Annotated in this window: 15 protein-coding genes; all 15 read left to right on the plus strand. The window is 66.3% G+C overall.

The genetic code is table 11. The features are described 5' to 3' along the window. Positions 1-2 precede the first annotated feature (2 nt). Complete coding sequence (gene tssF, locus EVC45_RS17745; protein WP_129959241.1) at positions 3-1898, plus strand: type VI secretion system baseplate subunit TssF; 1896 nt, start codon at positions 3-5, stop codon at positions 1896-1898. After that, complete coding sequence (gene tssG, locus EVC45_RS17750; protein ID WP_129959242.1) at positions 1883-2962, plus strand: type VI secretion system baseplate subunit TssG; 1080 nt, start codon at positions 1883-1885, stop codon at positions 2960-2962. Before tssF ends, tssG begins: the two co-directional genes overlap by 16 nt. A 4-nt stretch (positions 2963-2966) precedes the next feature. Next, on the plus strand, positions 2967-5741 hold the full coding sequence (tssH, locus tag EVC45_RS17755; protein WP_129959243.1) for a type VI secretion system ATPase TssH: 2775 nt from the start codon (positions 2967-2969) through the stop codon (positions 5739-5741). Between the two features lie 26 nt (positions 5742-5767). After that, complete coding sequence (locus tag EVC45_RS17760) at positions 5768-6157, plus strand: DUF4280 domain-containing protein (protein WP_129959244.1); 390 nt, start codon at positions 5768-5770, stop codon at positions 6155-6157. Between the two features lies 1 nt (position 6158). Then, positions 6159-8150, plus strand: a complete 1992-nt coding sequence (locus EVC45_RS17765; RefSeq protein WP_129959245.1) for a type VI secretion system Vgr family protein — start codon at positions 6159-6161, stop codon at positions 8148-8150. Positions 8151-8181: 31 nt separating this feature from the next. Continuing rightward, entirely contained in the window at positions 8182-9954 is a 1773-nt protein-coding gene (gene tagH, locus EVC45_RS17770) for a type VI secretion system-associated FHA domain protein TagH (RefSeq protein ID WP_129959246.1), read from the plus strand. Positions 9955-9972: 18 nt separating this feature from the next. Beyond that, positions 9973-11307, plus strand: a complete 1335-nt coding sequence (gene tssK / locus EVC45_RS17775) for a type VI secretion system baseplate subunit TssK (RefSeq protein WP_129959247.1) — start codon at positions 9973-9975, stop codon at positions 11305-11307. 24 nt (positions 11308-11331) lie between these two features. Next, the gene (locus EVC45_RS17780; protein WP_129959248.1) at positions 11332-12621 is read left to right on the plus strand and encodes a DotU family type VI secretion system protein; all 1290 of its coding nucleotides are present in this window, start codon (positions 11332-11334) and stop codon (positions 12619-12621) included. 46 nt (positions 12622-12667) lie between these two features. After that, positions 12668-16213 (plus strand): type VI secretion system membrane subunit TssM, encoded by a 3546-nt coding sequence (gene tssM / locus EVC45_RS17785; protein WP_129959249.1) that lies wholly within the window; start codon positions 12668-12670, stop codon positions 16211-16213. Next, entirely contained in the window at positions 16210-16911 is a 702-nt protein-coding gene (gene tagF, locus EVC45_RS17790) for a type VI secretion system-associated protein TagF (RefSeq protein WP_129959250.1), read from the plus strand. Before tssM ends, tagF begins: the two co-directional genes overlap by 4 nt. Positions 16912-17086: 175 nt before the next feature. Further along, positions 17087-17692, plus strand: a complete 606-nt coding sequence (locus EVC45_RS17795; protein WP_129959251.1) for an OmpA family protein — start codon at positions 17087-17089, stop codon at positions 17690-17692. A gap of 21 nt (positions 17693-17713) precedes the next feature. Beyond that, entirely contained in the window at positions 17714-18667 is a 954-nt protein-coding gene (locus EVC45_RS17800) for a hypothetical protein (RefSeq protein WP_129959252.1), read from the plus strand. Between the two features lie 67 nt (positions 18668-18734). Continuing rightward, positions 18735-19286, plus strand: a complete 552-nt coding sequence (locus EVC45_RS17805; RefSeq protein ID WP_129959253.1) for a hypothetical protein — start codon at positions 18735-18737, stop codon at positions 19284-19286. A gap of 253 nt (positions 19287-19539) precedes the next feature. Continuing rightward, entirely contained in the window at positions 19540-20565 is a 1026-nt protein-coding gene (locus tag EVC45_RS17810) for a hypothetical protein (protein WP_129959254.1), read from the plus strand. 56 nt (positions 20566-20621) lie between these two features. Continuing rightward, positions 20622-21500, plus strand: coding sequence for a DUF3365 domain-containing protein (locus EVC45_RS17815; protein WP_129959255.1), 879 nt, complete (start codon positions 20622-20624; stop codon positions 21498-21500). Positions 21501-21515: the final 15 nt, after the last annotated feature.

Raw genomic sequence — 21515 nt, forward strand, 5'->3', positions numbered from 1 at the left:
CCATGAATCCAGACCTGATCAAATACTACAGCCAGGAACTGCAGCATCTTCGGGAGATGGGCGGCGAGTTCGCGCGCGAATTTCCGAAGATCGCCGGGCGCCTCGGACTGGAAAACCTCGAATGCGCGGACCCCTACGTGGAGCGTCTGCTCGAAGGCTTCAGTTTCCTCGCGGCGCGCGTGCAACTGAAAATCGATGACGAGTTTCCGCGCTTCACCCAGCATCTCGCGGAACTGGTCTACCCGCATTACCTCGCACCCACGCCGTCGATGGCCGTGGTGCAGATCCAGCCCGACCTGACCAGTTCGAATCTCGCGGACGGCGTGCGGGTTCCACGCGGCAGCGCGCTGCGCAGCGTGCTCGACAAGAACGGCTCGACGCGCTGCGAATACCGCAGCGCGCACGAATTGGCGCTGTGGCCGCTCGAAATCGCCGAGGCCCGGTTTTTTACGCACGCGGGCTCGCTCGGCGGCGCCGACAGCGCGTTACCGATGAGCATGGCGGCCGGCGCCGGTGTCAAGGCCGGCCTCAGACTGCGTTTGCGCGCCACCGCCGGTCTGAAACTCAACCAGTTGAAACTCGACCGCCTGACGCTGTATCTGCGCGGCACGGACGGAATGGCCACGCGTATTCACGAGCGTCTGCTCGGCTCGGTGAGCGGCATCGTCGTGATGCCGGCCAAACGTCCGGCGGCCTGGCATGTGCAGTTGCCGGCGAGTGCGCTGCGGCCGGTCGGTTTTGCCGAGGATGAAGCGTTGCTGCCGGTCAGCCGGCAGTCGTTCCAGGGCTACCGGCTGTTGCAGGAGTATTTCGCCTTTCCGCAGCGCTTCATGTTTCTGGCGATCGACGGCTTGCAAGCGGCACTGCGGCGTTGCGCGGACACCGACATCGAAGTCATCGTGCTGCTCAAGCGCGGGGACCCGCTGCTCGAACAATCGCTCGACGCCAATAATTTCGCGCTGCATTGCACGCCCGCGATCAATCTCTTTTCGAGGCGCACCGATCGCATCGCGCTGTCGGACGAACAGTTCGAATATCACGTGGTGGCCGATCGCACCCGGCCGATGGACTTCGAGATCTATCAGATCGAGACTGCGACCGGCTATAGCGCGGGCGCGGGCGGCGAGCAGCGCTTCGAGCCGTTCTATCACGCGCGCGATCTCGGCGCGACTTATCGTGCCGGCGCTTACTACCAGGTGCGCCGCGAAAAGCGTCTGCCGTCGGCGCGTCAGCATGAGCGCGGCCCGCGCACCAGCTACCTCGGCAGCGAGATGTTCATCGCGCTGGTGGACGCGAGCAATGCGCCGTTTCGCGCCGACCTGCGGCAACTCGGCTTGCAGGTGCTGTGCACGAACCGCGACTTGCCGTTGACGATGCCGGTCGGTGTCGGCCCCGCCGATTTCACGCTCGATGTCGAAGCGCCGGTGCAAAGCGTGCGCTGCGTGAGCGGCCCGAGCCGGCCGCTGCCGTCGTATGCGCACGGGGCCGTGGCGTGGCGGCTGTTGAGCCACCTGTCGTTGAATTATTCGTCGCTGCTCGATAGCGATGCGCAGGAGGGCGCCCGCGCGTTGCGCGATCTGCTGAGCCTCTACTGCCCGGCCGACGAGATCGCGAGTCAGCGGCTGATCGAAGGCGTGCGCTCGATCGATTCGCGCTCGGTGACACGACGCTTGCCGTGCGCGGGACCGATCGTGTTCGGCCGCGGTCTCGAAGTGACGTTGACGCTCGACGAAACCGCGTTCGAAGGCGCCGGCGCGTTTCTGCTCGGCGCCGTGCTCGCGCATTATTTCGCGCAATACGTATCGATCAACTCGTTCACCGAGACCGTCGTGAAGACGCTTTCGCGCGGCGAGATCATGCGCTGGCCAGCGAGGGTCGGACAATGCCGGACGCTCTGACACTGTTGCGCCGGCTCGAAGACGATGCGCGCCGCTTCGACTTCTTCCAGGTCGTGCGGCTGCTGGAGAACGCGTATCCGGACAAGCCGCGCGTCGGCGAATCGATGCAGCCGCGCGACGATGCGATCCGTTTCGTGCAGGAGCCCGAACTGGTTTTCCACCCGACCACGCTCGGTGCCTTCACCCCGGCCGGAGAACATCACGCCGCGCGTCTGGCGGTCAAGTTCTTCGGCCTGCTCGGGCCGCATGGTCCGTTGCCCACCCATCTGACCGAGTACGCGCGCGACCGCGCCCGCAACGCGAACGATCCAACTTTCGCGCGTTTTCTCGATGTGTTCCACCACCGGATGGTGTCGCTGTTCTATCGCGCGTGGGCCAATGCGCAACCGGCCGTGAGTCTCGACCGGCCGGGGCGCGATCGCTTTTCGTTTTATGTCGGCAGCATGTTCGGGCTCGGCGAGGCGACGCTGCGCGAGCGCGACGCGGTGCCCGATTTCGCCAAACTGCACTTTGCCGGTTTGCTGGGCGGCCCGACCCGTCCTGCCGCCGGTTTGAAACTCGTGCTGGCGCGCTTTTTCAACCTGCCGGTCGACATCGAGCAATGGGTCGGCCATTGGATGACGCTGCCCGCCAACTCGTTGTTGCGCCTGGGCGCAGCGGACGGCTCGGCCTCGCTCGGCGTGTCGACGCTGCTCGGCGCGCGCGTGTGGGATTGCCAGCATAAATTCCGCATCGTCATCGGACCGTTGAGCCGCGCCGACTACGAGCGCTTCCTGCCGGGCGGCGAGAGTCTGAACCGCCTCGTCGACTGGGTGCGCAATTACGCGCGCGACGGGCTCGATTGGGATCTCCGGCTGGTGCTGAAGCAGGAAGACGTGCCACGCCTGAAGCTCGGGCGTCATGCGCGGCTCGGTTACACCACCTGGACGCTCGGCCAGCCGGCGCGCGGCGATCAGCGCCAACTGGTGTTGCGGCCGACCGGTCCTGACGGCCGTTCACGGGTTGCCACGGCGGCGCGCGAGGCGTCCGCGGCGGCGCCGCCATCGACATCATCGAGGGAATAGAAAAATGGCCGAGATCAAACGGGCAGCGTTGTTCGGCAAGCTGAACAAGCTCGGATTCCGTGCAATCGAGAGCGCGAACGTGTTCTGCAAATTGCGCGGCAATCCTTATATCGAACTGTCGCACTGGTTTCACCAGATCCTGCAACTGCAGGACTCCGACCTGCACCGCATCGTCAAGCACTATGGGCTCGAGCCTTCGGCATTGGCGCGCGATCTGACCGAGGCGCTCGACCGCCTGCCGCGCGGTTCGGGTTCGGTGACCGACATCTCGTCGCAAGTCGAGGAAGCGGTCGAGCGCGGCTGGGTGTTCGGCTCGCTGATGTTCGGCGAGTCGCAGGTGCGCACCGGTCATCTGGTGGTGGGCCTGTTGAAGACGCCGTCGCTGCGTAACGGGCTGTACGGCATCTCGCGCCAGTTCGAGCGCATCAAGCTCGATTCGCTGGTGGACGAATTCCACAGCCTGCTGCGCGACTCGCCGGAAGCGGCGATGAGCGCGAGCGACGGTTTTCAGGCGGGCGGCGCGCAGCGCGAAGGCGACGACGCGGATAGCGCGGGCGGCCCGCTGCCGGCCGCCGCGCTCGGCAAGCAGGAAGCGCTGCGGCGCTTCACCACCGATCTGACCGAACAGGCGCGCAGCGGCAAGCTCGATCCGATCGTCGGGCGCGACGAGGAAATTCGCCAGGTGATCGACATCCTGATGCGCCGCCGCCAGAACAATCCGATCCTGACCGGCGAGGCGGGCGTCGGCAAAACCGCGGTGGTCGAAGGTTTCGCGCAGCGCATCGCGGCGGGCGACGTGCCGCCGTCGCTGCGCGACGTGCAGTTGCGCACGCTCGACGTCGGTCTGTTGCAGGCCGGCGCGAGCATGAAGGGCGAGTTCGAAAACCGCTTGCGGCAGGTGATCGAGGAAGTGCAGGCGTCGGAGAAGCCGATCATCCTGTTCATCGACGAAGCGCATACGCTGGTCGGCGCGGGCGGGGCGGCCGGCACCGGCGACGCGGCGAATCTGCTGAAGCCGGCGCTCGCGCGCGGCACGCTGCGCACGGTCGCCGCGACCACGTGGGCCGAATACAAGAAGCACATCGAGAAAGACCCGGCGCTGACGCGGCGCTTCCAGGTCGTGCAGGTCAGCGAGCCGGACGAGACCCGCGCGATCCTGATGATGCGCGGGGTCACCTCGACGATGGAGCAGCACCACAAGGTGCAGGTGCTCGACGAAGCGCTCGAAGCCGCGGTGCGTCTGTCGCATCGCTACATTCCGGCGCGTCAACTGCCCGACAAGTCGGTCAGCCTGCTCGACACCGCCTGCGCGCGGGTGGCGGTCAGCCAGCACGCGACGCCGGCGTCGGTCGACGATTCGCGCAAGCGGATCGCCGCGCTCGAAACCGAGCTGGCGATCATCGGCCGTGAAAGCGCGGTGGGCGTCGACACGCGCGAGCGTGAAGCCGCCGCGGCGGAAAAGCTCGCCGCCGAACAGGCGCGTCTCGCCACGCTCGACGCCCGCTGGCAGGCGGAAAAGGAACTGGTGACGCGGATTCTCGCGCTGCGCGCGCAACTGCGCGGCGAAACCGGCAAGGTGGAAGGCGCGGCGCAAGTGAACGGCTTGAACGCAGCTACGAGCGAAACGGCAAACGCAGACGTAACAGCCGCACCCGGCGCAACCGAGAACCCCACCAGCGATACCGCGACGCGCGAAGCGCGGCTCGCCGAGCTGCGCGAGTTGCAGGCACAGCTCGCGCAGCACCAAGGCGAAGATCCGCTGATCCTGCCGACCGTCGACCAGCAGGCGGTCGCCTCCGTCGTGCAGGACTGGACCGGCATACCGGTGGGCCGCATGGTCCGCAACGAAATAGAAAACGTGCTGAAGCTCGCGGAGAACCTGAACCGCCGCATCATCGGCCAGGCTCACGCGACGGAGATGATCGCGCGGCGCATTCAGACCTCGCGCGCCGGACTCGACAATCCGAACAAGCCGATCGGCGTGTTCATGCTCGCCGGCACCTCGGGGGTCGGCAAGACCGAGACCGCGCTGGCGCTCGCCGAGGTGCTGTACGGCGGCGAGCAGAACGTCATCACGATCAACATGAGCGAATACCAGGAAGCGCATACGGTGTCGTCGCTGAAGGGCGCGCCGCCGGGCTACGTCGGCTACGGCGAAGGCGGGGTGCTGACCGAGGCGGTGCGCCGTCGTCCGTACAGCGTGGTGCTGCTCGACGAAGTCGAGAAGGCCCACCCCGACGTGCACGAGATTTTCTTCCAGGTGTTCGACAAGGGCTGGATGGAAGACGGCGAAGGCCGCGTGATCGACTTCAAGAACACGCTGATCCTGTTGACCACCAACGTCGGCACCGATCTGATCACGAGCCTGTGCAAGGACCCGGAGCTGATGCCGGAGCCGGAGGGCATCGCCAAAGCGTTGCGCGAGCCGTTGCTGAAGGTGTTTCCGCCGGCCTTGCTCGGGCGCGTTGTGGTGATTCCGTACTACCCGCTGTCCGACGAGATGCTCGGCGCGATCATCCGCCTGCAGCTCGGCCGGATCGAGAAGCGCATCCGCCTGTCGCACAAGATTCCGTTCACTTACGACGACGATGTCGTGAAGCTGATCGGCAGCCGCTGCACCGAACTCGAAAGCGGCGGCCGCATGATCGACGCGATCCTGACCAACACGCTGTTGCCGCGCATCAGCACGGAATTTCTGACGCGCATGATGAACGGAAGCGCGGTCACGAAAGTGCAGATCGGGGCGCGCGACGGTGAGTTTATCTATACGTTCGACTGATCGATCCGACCGGAGGATGCCTTCATATGCCGCAACAAGTCAGCATGGGCGCTACGCTGCAATGTTCGTTCGGCGCGGCGCCTTCGACACTCGTGGTGTTGCCGATCAACCGGGTGATGGGCGAGGGGCCCCCCGCGGCCAACATCATGGATCACATACCGCTCGTCAACATCATGCCGTTCGGTATGTGCAGTTCGCCCGCCAATCCGACCGTCGCCGCCGCGACGACGGCGGCGCTGGGCGTGCTGACGCCGATGCCGTGCATTCCGGCCACCATGACGCCGTGGGTGACGGGCGCGCCGACCGTGCTGCTCGGCAACCAGCCGTCGCTCGACAACGTGTCGAAGTGCATGTGCAACTGGGGCGGCGTAGTCACGATCGTCAATCCGGCGACCGTCAAGACGATGATTCCGTGACATGACCACGCAAAACCAGAACCGACACGTCTCCGTCAGTTGCGCGCCTGCCGGCGACGATCTGCTGTTTCTGCATCTGCGCGGCACCGAGGAGTTGGGGCGTCTGAGCGAATGGCGGCTCGATCTGCTGAGCAAGCGCAACGATCTGCAAGCCGGCGATCTGCTCGGCCATGACATCTCGATTGCGCTGTCGTTGCCGGCCGAGGGCGAACGGCAATTCAACGGCATCGTCACGGCGTTCCGGATCGTCTCGCCGGGCGACAGCACCCGCAACCGCATGGCGCGCTACGAAGCGGTGGTGCGTCCACGGCTGTGGCTTCTCACGCGCGCGTCGCACAGCCGCTTCTTCCATGAAAAGAGCGTGATCGATATCGTGACTGGCGTGCTGCAGGACTACAGCATCGACGTCAGCAATAAATGCCAGGCGACCTATCCGTCGCTGCAGCACTGCGCGCAGTACCGGGAGACCGATTTCGCTTTCGTGAGCCGGCTGATGGAGCACGAGGGCATTTACTACTACTTCGAGCACAAGGGTGGCAAGCACACGCTGGTGTTGACCGATTCAAGCGACGTGCACGCACCGATCGAACACTATGCGACGATTTCGTACGATGCGTGGTACGAGCCTTCGAAGGAGAAGGAATGCGTGTATGCGTGGAGTTCGGGCGCGGAATTGCAGACCGGCAAGTACGAAGTCAACGACTACGACTTCGAAAAACCCACGTTGAGCAACCAGCAAGGGTTGCTGTCGCGGGCGACGCGGCCGAAAGTCTACGATCCGCCGGTGTACGCGATGCAGGAACATCTGAGCGGCCACGTGCAGTCGAGCGATGGCGATCGCTATGCGAAGGTCGGCATCGAGATCCGTCAGGCGCGCAACGACAGCATCTCGGGCCGCTCGAGCGCGCGCGGCATCTGGCCGGGCGGCCAGTTCAAGCTCGAAAACCACGCCTGTGATGCGCAGAATCATGACTATCTGGTGGTCAGCGCCGAGTACGAGATCAATTCGGATGTCTATATGTCGACGGTGCGCAACGATCCTTCGCTGCCGTTCTTCGACTGCGCGTTCACCGCGTTGCGCAAGGAGAACCACTTCCGCTCGGAGCGGCTGACGCCCGAGCCGGTCGTGGCGGGCCCGCAGACCGCGATGGTGGTGGGCCCGGACGGCGAAGAAATCCTCACCGACAAATACGGCCGCATCAAGGTGCAGTTCCATTGGGAGCAGTTCGCCCCGCCGGCCGATTCCGACGCGCGCATGAAACGCTGCTGGGTGCGCGTGTCGCAGAGCTGGGCCGGCAAGAACTGGGGCACGTTCTTCCTGCCACGGGTCGGTCAGGAGGTGGTCGTCGAATTCGTCGAGGGCGATCCGAACCGGCCGCTCGTCACCGGCTGCGTCTACAACGCGAATACGATGCCGCCGTACGCGCTGCCGGCGAACCAGATGTTCTCGACGCTGAAGAGCAATTCGACCAAGGGCGGCGGCGGTTTCAACGAAATGCGTTTCGACGACGACAAGGGCAGCGAGCAACTGTTCTTCCATGCCGAGAAAGACCACGAGACCTGGGTCAAGAACGACATGCTGAGCAATGTCGGCAACGATCGGCATCTGAAAGTGACCGGCAACGAGTTCGTGGCGGTCACCGGCGCGCGCCACGACGCCGTGACGGGCGACCAGAATGCCCAGGTCGATGGCAACGCGTCGCTGAAGGTCGGGCAGAAGCTGCAGGAGAAGGTCGGCATGGACTATGCGATCGACGCCGGCATGAATATCCACATCAAGGCGGGCATGAACGTCGTGATCGAAGCGGGCGCGAGTATTACGCTAAAGGCTGGCGGCGCGTTCGTGGTGGTGGGCCCGGTCAGCGTGGCGGTGTCGGGCACGCCGATCCTGCTCAATTCGGGCGGCTCGGCGGGCTCCGGCAGCGGCTCGTCGCCGACCGCGCCGACTGCACCGAAAGACGCCGACGACGGCACCAAAAAGATCAAATCTTGAGCGATGCATCTGACGGGTTGTGGGGAGCCAAGTGAACTATCCGATTCTTTCGCTGCGGGTTGCGCGATTCAACGACGAGACGCTCGCCGAGCCGATCGTGGTCGCGTTCGGCCCCGCCGGAGGCACGATTGGCCGGGCCAACGACTGCACGCTGGTGCTGCCCGATCAACAGCGCGCGATCTCGCGCGTTCACGCGCGCGTCGAGTTGCGCGGCGGCGAGTACCTGCTGTGCGATCTGGGCAGCAATCCGAGCGTGCTGAATCAGCGCGCGCTCGGTGGCACGCGCGAGGCGAGGCTCGCAAATGGCGACCAGCTGTTGATCGGTCCGTATCTGCTCGAAGTGTCGCTCGGCGAGCAGGCCGCGGGCGTGCGCGGTCTGACGGGCGGGCATGATCCGCTCCGTGCCGCGCAGGTGCTCGGTGGGCCGTTGCCGGCCGATTCGCAAGGCGACCCGTTGCAGCTCGGCGCGCTCGATCCGCTCGGGCAGCCGGGCTTCGGCGAACCGCAGCGGATCTCGTCGCGGCCGGGCTTTGCGGGCTCGGAGAGCGATCATGTGTCGCCGGAATTGCAGGCGTTTGCGGCGCCCCAGGCGCCTCGGCCCGATCCCGCCAGGCCGGCCACGCCCGTGGGCGGCATCCCGGCGGACTACGATCCGCTCGCCGATGCGTTGGCGCAGTGGGAAACGCCGTCGCAGGCGGGCAGTGCGTCGCCGGCCGCGGCGCATGCCGCGCCCGAATTGCCGGGATGGCCCACTGCGCCCGCGCCGGCGGCCGCGCCTTTGGGCGGCCCGACCGGCTTGCCGCCGGGATTGCTGGACCCCGGCGCGGCAGGCTCGGCCGTGACACCGTTCGATGATCTGTTCGGGACGCCGTCGGTGCCATCGGTGCCGACGACGCAGTTCGCGCCGTCGACCCCTTTGGCTCCGGTGGTGCCGGTGGTCGTGCCCGTAGTCGCGCCGCAGGCTGCCACCTCACGGGTCGCCGTGCCGGCGGCGGCGCCGGTGCCTTCGCCTTCGCCGGTTGTGCAGCCCGAGCCGCAGCAGGTGCAGCAGCAGGTTCAGCAGCCGGCTCCGGCTCCGGCTCCGGCCTCGGCTCCGACCGCATCACCGCCTTCCGCATCACCAGCGCCGATCGCGCAGCCGGCTCCGGTTCGCCCCGACGCCGTCCCCGCCGCGAGCCCGAACCCCGCCACGCTGCAGGCGCTGCTCGAAGGCCTCGGGCTCGACCCGTCGCGCGCGCCGAACCTGCCCGAGCCGGAGTTCGCGCGCCTCATCGGCACGATGCTGCGCGACGCGCTGCGCGGCACGATGGAGGTGCTGCGCGCGCGCTCGATGACCAAACGCGAAGCGCGCCTCGACACGACGATGATCGTCGCGCGCGACAACAACCCGCTGAAATTTTTCCCCGACGTCGACAGCGCGCTGGCGCAGATGCTGACCGGCCGCGCGGCCGGTTATCTGCCGCCCGACGAAGCGCTCAGGCGCGCCTTCGACGATATCCAGGCGCACGAGCTAGCGGTCCTCGCCGGGATGCGGGCGGCGCTCGCGCACGTGCTCGGACGGTTCGATCCCGCGTCGATCGAAGCGCAGCTGAAAGACCCCGGCGCGCTCGAAAAGGTGCTGTCCAACCGCAAGGCGAGGCTGTGGGATCTGTTCGTCGAATTGCAGGGCGCCGTCACGCGCGAAGCCGACGACGACTTCCAGAAACTCTTCGGTCAGGCGTTCAATGACGCGTATGAGGCGCAGATCGACGAACTGAGCGCGGCCCGAGAGCGTCAGCCGAAACATCCCGCCGATCCCAACTAGAAACTTGAACGAGACAACATGTCCTGGAACAGCAAAGTCATCTGGTCGGAGGGGATGTTTCTTCAGCCCCAGCACTTGCAGCAGCACGACCGTTATCTGCAGCGGCAACTGGAGACGCGCGCGGCCGGCCTGCGTCCGTACAGTTGGGGCTTCACCGCGCTGGAGATCGACGAGCCGCTGCTCAAGCTCGGCAAGCTCGCGCTGCTGTCGTGCTCCGGCGTGATGCCGGACGGCACGCCATTCGATCTGCCCGCCGACGATGACTTGCCCGAACCGCTCGAGATTCCCGAAGGCACCCGCAACGTGCTGGTCCAACTGGCGTTGCCGGTGCGCAGGCCGGGCGTCGCCGAAACCGGCAACGAGGCCAGCGAGGAGAACTTCGCGCGGCACCGGATCGCCGAATTCGACGTCAGCGACAGCAACGATCCGAATGCCGGCGCGGCGTTGCTGCAGGTCGGCAAACTGCGGGTGCGTCTCGCGCTCGCGCCCGAAGTGGCGAATGCCTATACGGCGCTCGGCGTCGCGCGCGTGCTCGAGCGTCTGCCCGACAACCGCGTCGTGCTCGAAAACGACTATAGCCCGCCCTGTCTCGACTATCGGGTGGCGCGCCGGCTTGCGGCGTTCGTCGACGACCTCGTGGGTCTTCTGCATCAGCGCGGCGAAGCGCTGGCCGGACGGCTTGCGCAGCCCGGCGTGACAGGTGTCGCGGAAGTGGCCGATTTCCTGTTGCTGCAACTGATCAATCGCCTTGAACCGCTGGCCGCGCATCTGTCGACGATGACCGGTTTGCATCCCGAAGCGCTGTACCAGGTGGCGGTGCAGTTGGCCGGCGAACTGGCGACCTTCAGCCAGGCGTCGAAGCGGCCGCCGGCGTATCCGGTGTATCGCCATGAGTGGTTGCGCGAAACCTTCGCACCGGTGATCGACGACATTCGCGCGTCGTTGAGCATGGTGATGGACCCGCACGCCGTGCCGATTCCGCTCGAAGAGCGCAAGTTCGGCCTGCGCGTGGCGATCGTGCCGGACAAGACGCTGTTCGCCGGCGCCACCTTCGTGCTCGCGGTGCGCGCGCAAATGCCGGCCGAGCATATCCTGACCGGCTTCGCGCCGCAGGTGAAGATCGGACCGATCGAACGCATTCGCGATCTCGTCAATCTGCAATTGCCGGGTGTCGGGCTGCGCGCGTTGCCGGTGGCGCCTCGGCAACTGCCGTTCCATGCGGGCTTTACCTATTTCGAACTCGATCGCGGCAACGAACTGTGGAAGCAGTTCGCGACTTCCGCGGGCATGGCGTTGCATGTCGCCGGCGAGTTTCCCGGGCTGACGATGGAGTTCTGGGCAATCCGCCGCTGACGCATTTGATTGGGGAAGTACATCGTGAGTCCTGACGAACCGCGTGGCCCCGCCGACGATCCCGGCGCGACGATTCTGATTCCGACACCGGGCGGCGCGCGGGCGGCGTTCATGGGTGCCGCCGCGACGCCCGCGCCGATGTTGCCCGCCGGCGGCGGTCTCAATCCGCTGTTGCGCGCGGCCAACCCGCTGCTCGAACTGGCGCTGCCGCTGCGTCAGTTGCCGACCCATCCGAATGTCGAGGACCTGCGCAACCAGCTGATGCAAATGGTGCGCAACTTCGAGACGCAAGGCCGCGCCAACGGTATCGACGACGAGAAGCTGGGCGCCTCGCGCTACTGCCTGTGCACCTTCCTCGACGAAGCGATCGCCAGCACGCCGTGGGGCGCGGGCTTGTGGGGCAGCCGCAGCCTGCTGGTGACATTCCACAACGAGGCTTCGGGCGGCGAGCGCTTTTTCCAGATCCTGCAGCGTCTCGCGCAGAATCCCGCGGGCAACATCGACGTGCTCGAATTGATCTACGTGATTCTCGGCCTCGGCTTCGAAGGACGTTATCGGCTGATCGACGGTGGCCGCACGCAACTCGACACGATCCGCGAACGCCTCGAACAGATGATTCGCGGCCAGCGCGGCGCGGCCGAGCGCGATCTGTCGCCGCACTGGCTGCCGGTCAAGGTCGAGCGCAAGCCGCTGTTGCAACTCGTGCCGTTGTGGGTGGCCGCGGCTGTCGCTTGCCTGTTACTGGTGATCGTTCATCTGGTGTTGAGCTTCCGGCTCAACGACATGTCCGACCGCGTGTTCGAAGCGCTGCACGGTATCCACGTCGCGCCGGCTCCGGTGCTCGCGTCGAAACTGGCGGCGGCGCCCAAGCCCGCGCCGAAGCTGTCGCAATTCCTCGCGCCGGAAATCGCCCAAGGTCTCGTGAGAGTCTCGGAGTTGCCGGATCGGACGGTCGTCACGATCAACGGCGACGGCCTGTTCGCGTCGGGCAGTGCCGATCTGGCCGCGGGGTTCGTGCCGCTGATCCAGCGGATCGGCGATGCGTTGAAGGAAGTGCCGGGCAACGTCGTGGTCGCCGGTCATACGGATAACCAGCGGGTGTTGTCCGCGCGCTTCCCGTCGAACTGGCATCTGTCGCAGGCGCGCGCCGAAGCGGTGCGCGACATGCTCGCGTCGCGAGCCGGCAACCCGGCCCGTTTCAGCGCCGAAGGGCGCGGCGACGCCGAACCGATCGCGCCGAACGACACCGCCGCGAATCGGGCGCGCAACCGCCGCGTCGATATCACGGTGCTGGCGCCGGGAGCGGCATCGTGAAGGCCGCGCTGACGAGTCCGTGGCCCGTGGCCCAGGGGAGCCGGGTATGAAAATCTTTGGCTGGCTGAGACGAGCCATCGTGCTGTCGTTGCTCGGCGTGCTCGCGCTGTCGCTGATCGTCTGGGTCGAGGGACCGCTCGTCTCATACGCGGGCAACGAGCCGCTCGAAAGCAACAGCAGCCGCTGGGCCGTGATCATCGTGTTGCTGCTGGTGTGGGCGGTGTACTGGAGCGTGCGCTGGATCGCGGTGCGCGTCGCCAACATCAAGTTCACCCGCATAGTGGCAGACGGACCGGCCGAGCCCGAGCCCGGCAAGAAGGAATCCGAGGCCGACATCGCCGCGTTGAAACAGCGTTTCGAAGCCGCCATGGCGACCCTGCGCAAGGCGAGGGTCAAGGGCCGCTTCGGCAGTCAGTACGTGTATCAGTTGCCGTGGTACGTGTTCGTCGGCGCGCCCGGCACGGGCAAGACCACGGCGCTGCTGAACTCCGGGCTCAAGTTTCCGCTGGCCGAGCGGCTCGGCAAGCAGTCGATCGGCGGCGTGGGCGGCACACGCAATTGCGACTGGTGGTTCACCGACGATGCGGTGCTGCTCGATACCGCGGGCCGCTTCACCACCCAGGACAGTTTCGCCCCGGCCGATCAGGCCGCGTGGGCCGGCTTCCTGCAGCTACTGCGCAAGTATCGTCCGCGCCGGCCGCTGAATGGCGTGATCGTGGCCTTGTCGGCCAGCGACCTGCTGCAACTGTCCGACACGCAACGCGCGCAGCAGGCGCAAGCCGTGCGCGAGCGGCTCAAGGAACTGTACGGCCAGCTGGGCATGCGCTTTCCGGTCTACGTGATCGTGACCAAATGCGATCTGCTCGCGGGCTTCGCCGAGTTCTTCGACGATCTCGGCCGCGACGAGCGCGAGCAGGTCTGGGGCATGACGTTCCCGTTCACCGAACAAGGCTCGCCGGACGACGCACTGGCCGCGTTTCCCGCCGAATTCGACGCGCTGGCAAAGCAGCTGCAAGCCCGCGTGCTGAACCGCATGCAGCGTGAGACGGACGTGCGCCGGCGTGCGCTCGTGTATGGATTTCCGCAGCAGTTCGCGGGTCTGCAAGCCGTGCTGAAGGGCTTTCTCGACGAAACCTTCAGCACCTCGCGCTTCGAGCAGTCGGCGTTGCTGCGCGGCGTGTATTTCACGAGCGGCACCCAGGAAGGCCGGCCGATCGACCGCGTGATGAGCGCGGTGGCCTCGGCGCTCGGCTTCCAGCGACAGGTCGTGTTGCCCGATCCGGCGAGCGGACGCGCGTACTTCATCACGCGTTTGCTGCGCGGCGTGATCTTCGAGGAAGCCGGACTCGCGGGCGTGAACCAGAAGCTGGAGCGGCGCCGCGCGTGGTTCCAGCGCGCCGCGCTGGCGGCGATCGGCGTCGTCACGGTGCTGGCGCTGGTGCTGTTCTTCGTCAGCTACCAACGCAATCGCGCCTACGTCGCCGATGTTCAGCAGCATGTCACCGACTTGCAGAAGCTCGCGCAGAGCACCCAGCAGAGCGACAACCCGCTTGCGCTGCTGCCGTTGCTCAATGCCGCGCGCGACCTTCCCGGCGGTTACGCGGACCGCGACAGGAGCGCGCCGTGGCTGTCGCGCCTCGGTCTTTTCCAGGGCGACAAGCTCGGCCTCGAAGCGCAGAACAGCTACCGGCGGCTGTTGCGGCAGACTTTGCTGCCTCTGGTCGTGAGCCGCATGGAAGACGAGTTGCGCCGCGGCGACGCGAACAATCCCGACTTCCAGTATGAAGTCCTGCGCGCGTATCTGATGTTGGGCGACTCGCTGCACTTCGACGCCGACTCGGTGCGCTTGTGGGCCGATGTCGATTGGCGCCGCGGGCCGCTGCGCGATGCCAGCGACGAGCAGCGCAACGATATCGACGGCCATCTCGCCGCGCTGTTCCAGCCGGCGCGCTTCGACGCGTCGCTGCCGCTCGACAAGGATCTGATCGCGCAGGCGCGCGCGACGCTCGCCAAGATGCCGCTGACGCAGCGCCTGTTCAACCGCGTCAAGCGCGATCTCGAACAGAGCAAACTGCCGGAGTTCAGCGTCGCCAACGCGGCGGGCCGCAATGCCTCGCTGGTGCTCGTGCGCAAGAGCGGCGCGCCGTTGACGCGCGGTGTTTCAGGCGCGTACACGCGAGCCGGCTATCAGAAGTTCGGCCAGTTGCGCGACGCGGCGGTGATCGATATCGCGAAGGACGATTGGGTGCTCGGCCGTCAGGAGTCGGTCTTGACGCCGAACGGCCTCGAGGATCTGAAGTCCGGCATCACACGGCTTTACTACGACGAGTACATCCGCCAATGGGACGCGTTGCTCAACGATATCGACGTGGTGCCGTTCGACGGCGTGGAGCAGGGGGCCCGCGTGGCCACCGTGCTCGCAGCACCCGACTCGCCGCTGCGCTCGCTGATGCTGGCCGCGGCGCAGGAGACCACGCTGGGCGGCACCAAAACCGGCGGTTCGCTGACGGAGCAGGGCGTGACCGCATTGACCAACAAGCTCGATGCGGCCAAAAAGCGCCTCGAGAGCGCGCTCGGCAATCAGCCGGAAGACGCGGCGCCGCCCCCGCCGGCCGAACTCAATCCGGTCGACGCACATTTCCAGGCGCTGCATGATCTCGCCGGCAAACCCGGCGCGCAGGGTCCGGTTCCGCTGGACACGCAACTCGCCGCGCTGAAGGACGCCGCGACCTATCTGCAGGCCGCGGATTCGGCGCGCCGTCAGGGCTTGCCGCCGCCGCCCGGCGATGCGCTGAACAAGCTCAAGCTGGTGGCCCAGGGGGCGCCGCCGCCGCTCGCGGCGGTGGCCACCAATGTCGCCGGCGGGGCGGGGGCGCTGATGGTGGGCGGGGAGCGCGCGCGCCTGAACGCGTTGTGGCAGGCGAACGTGGCGCAGCTGTGCCGGCAGGCGCTCGACGGTCGCTATCCGCTCGTGCGCGCCTCGACCCGTGACGTCGCGCCCGACGATTTCGGCAAGCTGCTGAGCCCGGGCGGCTTGATCGACGACTTCTTCCAGAAGAATCTCGCGACGATGGTCGACATGTCGGGACCGCAGTGGAAATGGCGCAGCGGCGTCGATACGCTCGGCATCCCGGTCGACGTGCTCGCGCAATTCCAGCGCGCGGCGCAGATCCGCGATGCGTTCTTCCGCGCCGGCGGCCGCGATGTGTCGGTGCGCTTCACGGTAAAGCCGGTCAGCATCGATCCGTCGATCACGCAGTTCACGCTCGACATCGACGGGCAGCAGATGGTCGTCAAACCCGACAGCCCGCAATCGATGGTGTTCCAGTGGCCGAGCGGCAAGGGCACCGGCCAGGCGCACGTCGAGTTCACGCCGGCGGGCAACGCACCGGCGGCGCGCGCCGACGGACCGTGGGCACTGCTTCATCTAATGGACGATGCGCGTCTGCAACCGACCGCGCAACCCGACCGCTTCCGCCTGAGCTTCGACTCCGATGGCCGGCGCGCGGAGTTCGAACTGGCGGCCAGCAGCATCGTGAATCCGTTCCGTCGCGCGATGCTCGAGCAGTTCCGCTGTCCCGATCGGCTATGAGGGGCGAGCCTGCACGGGAGCCGACGCTAGCGCCCGGTTTCTTCGGCAAGGTGCGCACGCATGGCGATTTCGTCGGACGGCGCTTGCCGGCCGAGTTCGTCTCGCGTTGGGATCAGGGCTTGCAGGAAGGCATGGTGCAGGCGCGGCAGCGCTTTGGCGCGCAGTGGCTTGAACTGTATCTGAACGCCCCGGTGTGGTGTTTCGCACTCGGCGCGGGTCTGTATGGCCCGAACGCCTGGGCGGGCGTTCTGACGCCCGGCGTGGACCGTGTGGGACGCTATTTTCCGTTCACGATCGCGCAGCCGGTCGACGGCGTCGAACTCGCGCGGCGACTGGCCGATGCGCAAGCCTGGTATGACCGTTTGGTAGGGCTGGCATTGTCGACACTGACGGCGGAATTCGGTCTCGACGGATTCGACGCGGCGTTGCAAGCCGAGAGCCTGTTCAGCGGGGATCGTGCATCGATGCCGTGGCGGCTCGCGATCCCCGATGCGGCCGACGGCGGATTCGCCGCGTTGCTCGAACAGACCGTCGCAATGGGACACGCGATCTGGTGGAGCGACGGATCGCCTGCGGTCGCGGCTTCGGCGAGAATTTCCGCGGGCGCGGCGAGCGGCTCGCAGTTCGCGAGTCTGCTCGATCTCGGCATGCAGGAGTGGGATGCGGTGATCGACGTGATTGCGAACCCGGGCGCGTAGCGCCGGCCTGACAGACGCGGCCGCTGCGGGCAAGGGTAAGCGTTTCAAATTGACTTCCCGTCATTCGTCTTTAAAGGATGAGGCTGTCATACGCCGGTTCGCGCCGGTGTTCGCCGACGGTCCGTGACGCGGCGCTGGCGGCTTCACCGCAACTCCTTTCCGCGGAGATCGCCGTATGTCGCGTCTGACCCATTCGTCTTCCGCACGCCGCTTTCGAAGCGGCGTTCTGCCCACCGCGCTGTGCCTGCTCGCATTGCTGTGCACGGCCACGCGCGCGGCCGAGCCGGTCCTGAATGAGAAGGACATCAACGAGCAGGCGGTCACGCGCGCGCTCGAGCCTGACCAGTCGAGCGAGTCGGGCGACAACGTCGTGACGCGCGGCTTCGTGCTGTCGAACAAGGCGCCGTCCGCCGCGCCGCGGCCCGCGCCCGCGAGAAAACCTTCCGCGCAAATCCTCATTACGTTCGCCACCAATTCGGCCACCCTCACCGACAGCGCGAAGGCCGCGCTCGACAAGGTCGCCGGTGCGTTGCAGTCCGAGAAACTCGCGGCGTACCGGTTTCGCGTTGAGGGGCATGCCGATCCTCGCGGGTCGCCCGATGCCAACATGAAGCTCTCCGAAGACCGCGCGGCCGCGGTGGTCGACTATCTGACGCAGAAGGACGGCATTGCGGCCGAGCGGTTATCGTCGCTCGGCAAGGGCTCTTCCGATCCGTTGAACAAGCGCAATCCGACGGCGCCGGAGAATCGTCGGGTGACGATCGTCACGATCACGGACTAGGCGTTTGCGAGGTTGCCGCCGATGACACGTTATCGCGTGTTTAGCGAGGTGGCGACGAGCGCGGTGCTGCTGTTCGCGTGCGTCGCCACGATCGCGGTCGCCGCCGGTCCACAGGCCTCGAACCATGCCGCCGATGCGTCGCGCGCATCGGACGCGCGGCCCGTGCCCGCGGCGGTCGATGACGACACCGGGGCCGTGCGCGTGCCGCTTGCCCAGCTCGCCGCCGCATTGGCACCCGATGCGCGCGTGCAACTGTTCACCGTAACGGACCAGCCCGGCCTCTATGTGATGCAGGCGGCCAGTCTCGAGCAACAGGGCGCCATGTTCGCGCGCGTGGTGGCATTGCTCGAACGGCGCGACATGCCGCGCGACCGCGTGGTGTCGGCGGCGGCCATCGCGGCTCACGCGCGCCGCTTCGGCACCGATCCGACCGGACTGACTGCGGGCAACAACTTCAGCACGACGGAGTTGACGCACTTCTTCGAAGTCGCGCGCGAGCAGGGCGTGGTGCTGAACCAGGGCGAGCGCACGTTGCAGACGATTCTCGTGCGATGGCGCCTGATTCGCGACGAGCAGGGGATCTGGAAAGCGGCGAGCCCACACGATTTTCTGATCACCATTCCTGGCCTCGGCCGCGCCCCGGGCGGCGAGACGATCGACGCCACAGTCAGGGCCGCGATCCTCAGTCACGAATTGGGCCATTGGCAGTACTTCTCGGACGGCGCGTACGCACATGCGTGTCGCGCGTTCTGGTGGCAGGTGCTGAGCTACGAGGAACGCGCGGAGTTGACCCGGCAACTGGAAAACCTCGGCTACGACCCGAGCGACCGGATCGTGATCGACGAGATGCAGGCCTACTTGCTGCATACGCCCGCGCGCTATATGCCGATCATCGACACGCCGGGACCTGGCGGCATCGATGTCGCCAAAGTGCGGACGCGCTTGCAGGAGGCGGTCGCGAAAGCGGGCGGATAAAGAGGACGAAGCGAGGAGGACGAAGCGAGCTGCGTGAACGGCGCGGCACACGCTTTCGAGGTGACGCATGACGGATTACGCAGAACTCAACCGCATCTTGCCGCGTTTGTCGAGCGCACATGCGGCCTCCGCGTTCAGCGACGAGATCGCACCGCTGCTGGTGGATCTATGGGCAGACGACTATGTCCGGCGCGTCGCAACGTGCGAATTGCTCGAAACGTCCGTGGGCCAGTTTTCATATCTGTTCGACATGTCGAGCGAGCGCCTCGTCGCGGCGTGGGGAATCAGTCGGGGAAAGAGTACGGTGCCGCGCAAGGAAATCGCGACGCGGATGCGCGGACATCCGCTCGCCAACGGCGGGACCTACCACCGGGGACACGCCATTCCGCACACGCTCGGTGGTTCGACCGATATCAACCTCGTGCCGCAGTTGGGCAAGATCAATTCAGGGCCGTTCCAGGCGTTGGAACGACTCGCGGTCAGTCATGCGGGAGCGCTTTACTTCACCTACTGGCTGTACGGACCGGGCAAGAGTCAGGTGCCCGTCGGCGTGGAGCAGGGGCTTCTGATGCCGGGGGCGACCGCGTGCACGTTCAGGCTGGCGACGTTCGGGAATTGACGCATTCGGACGCATACGCGACGGTCCGCACCGCGCGCCATGCACGGTGAATAGACGAATCAGCCGCGCGGATTTTGAAAATCGTTCTGATCCGCGCGCGATTGCCCGGCACGATGTCGCCCGTAGTCTTTTTGAAAGCAGCGCGCCGCAATTGGGGCAAATACGTTGCATGTCCGCCAGCGTCGGTTAACCCCTCGACGAATCGGACCGTCTACGATAGACAGTACCGCAGACACCGACGTAACGGACCCTGATGATGCCATCCGATCGCCGTTTCCTCGTCATGCTGGCGTCAGCCTTGCTGCGCGTTCGCGTTGGCGGCGCATTGGCGCTGTTCGCGTCGATGCTGCCGCTTGCCCACGCGGAGCTGGTCGTCGCGTTCGCCGAGAGTCCCGTGACGGTGATTCGAGGCGCGTCGCTGTATCGGACGGGCGAGGGCGCCAAGCTGCGCGACGACGACATCGTCGAAACCGACGCCGGCAAATCCGCGCAGCTCGAAGACAGTGCGGGGACGCTGATCGCGCTCGGGCCGCAGACGCAAGTACTGCTCAAAACGCCGGCGCAGCCGCAAAACGCCGCGGCGGGACCCTTGCGGATCACGATGCTGAGCGGCTGGCTCAAGGTCGCCTGCAACGTGAGCACAGCCGCCCAACCGCCGCTGTCGATCGAGCTTCACGGCCTTGACATCAAACCTGCCGTCAATGGTCCGTGGTCGGTCGTCACGATGGCTACCGCCGAGCGCGCCGCGGTCTTCGCGGAGTCCGGCGACGATGCGATCGTCGTCGTTCGCGCTCCTGCCCAGGCGCCGAAACTGACCTTGCACGCGGGCCAATATCTCGAACGACATGCCGATGAGCCGCTGCGTGCGCAGCCCCGGCCGTCCGCGGAATTCATCGGCACGATGCCACCGGGCTTTCGGGACGCTCTCGTGGCGGTATCCGGACGGCTGGCGAGCAGGCACGAACTTGCAACACCACTGCGCGCCGTCGATTACGCCGACGTCTCCGACTGGCTCACGAGCAACGTCAGCGAGCGCGCCACCTTCGTCAAACGCTTCGTGCCGCGCCTGAAAACGCCTGCCTTTCGCGCGCAGGTCGATGCCCATCTGGACGTTCTGCCGGAATGGCGGCCGATCTTGCATCCGCCGCCGCCGCCGCCGCCGCGCTCTGCGAGCGAGCCACCCAAAAAGCCAGCGCAAGCGCCGCCGCCAGCGCGTCCGCAATACGGCCCCGGATCGATCTACCGGGACAAACCCACGGACGAAGACACACATCATTGACATACCCTGCACCACCAGGCGTTGACGCCTTTGCACACCATTTGCGTGGAGCCGCCATGAACCTGTCGTTGACTCTGAAGTTCAATCTCGCCTTCCTCGTCGTGTTCGCCGCGGGATTCGCCGCGACGGGTTTCGTGGCCGACCGGGTGTTGCAGGAAAACGCGGTGCAGACAACCGTGCGCGACGCGAGCCTGATGATCGAAGCCGCCACCGCGGCGCAGAACTATACGTCCGAACAGGTGACGCCGCTGCTTGCCACGCAGATCAAATACGCGTTCGTCCCGCAGTCGATCCCCGCGTATTCCGCCGTCGAGAGCCTGCTCGCGATCCAGAAGAAGTTTCCGGGCTTCTCGTACAAGAGCGCGATGCTCGATCCGACCAATCCGCGCGACCGCGCCACGGATTGGGAAACCGATGTGATCCGGCGCCTGCATGACCATCCCGAATTGCCCGAACTAATCGGCGAACGCGCGACGCCGTCGGGTCCGAGCCTTTACATCGCGCGGCCCACCCGCATCGACTCGGCTGCCTGCCTCGAATGTCACAGCACGCCCTCGGCGGCGCCGCGTACGATGATCGACAAGTACGGGCCGGCGAACGGCTTCAACTGGCCGCTGCATGAAACGATCGGCGCGCAGGTCGTGTCCGTGCCGATGTCGTTGCCGCTTGGACAGGCGCACAGCGTCTGGCGCACGTTCATGCTGTCGTTCGCCGCGGTGTTCGGCTGCGTGCTGATCGCGCTGAACCTGATGGTGCATTTCCTCGTGACCAAGCGGCTCAAGGCCTTGTCGCGCGCGGCCGACGAAGTCAGCCTCGGCAAGCTCGACACGGCGTCGTTCTCGACCCGGGGCGGTGACGAGATCGCGTCGCTTGCCGTGTCGTTCAACCGCATGAAAACGAGCCTCGTCGAAGCGCTGCGGATGCTGGGGGCGTAAGCTGGCATGATCGGC

The organism is Paraburkholderia sp. UYCP14C, from assembly GCF_004197395.1.
Classification (GTDB): Bacteria; Pseudomonadota; Gammaproteobacteria; order Burkholderiales; family Burkholderiaceae; genus Paraburkholderia.